Raw genomic sequence first — 431 nt, forward strand, 5'->3', positions numbered from 1 at the left:
TCTTCAAGCACATGGGTGAACTCGGCATGCTCGGTATGGCGATTCCCGAGGAGTACGGCGGCGCCGGCATCGACGACTACCGGTACAACGTGGTGCTCCAGGAGGAGGCCGCCCGCGCCCTGGTGACGTTGTCGACGGTGCGCACGCAGCTCGAGGTGATCCTGCCGTACTTCCTGCACTACGCGAACGAAGAGCAGCGGCAGCGTTGGTTCCCCGGGCTGGCGGCGGGCACGCTGCTGACCGCGGTCGCGATGACCGAACCGGGCACCGGATCGGACCTGGCCGGCATGCGCACCACCGCGGTACGCGACGGTGACGAGTACGTGCTCAACGGCGCGAAGACGTTCATCACCGGTGGCATCCAGGCCGATCTGGTGGTCGTGGTGGCCCGGACGTCCACCGACCCGGAAAATCGGCGCAAGGGATTGACC

1 protein-coding gene is annotated in these 431 nt (G+C 67.1%); it reads left to right on the plus strand.

The window, feature by feature from the left end; all coding sequences use genetic code 11:
- Positions 1 to 431 (plus strand): acyl-CoA dehydrogenase family protein (locus RM572_RS29355; RefSeq protein WP_311676382.1); only part of this gene is annotated, 431 nt, incomplete at both ends.

The sequence above is a fragment of the Streptomyces hazeniae genome (assembly GCF_031845485.1).
Classification (GTDB): Bacteria; Actinomycetota; Actinomycetes; order Streptomycetales; family Streptomycetaceae; genus Streptomyces; species Streptomyces hazeniae.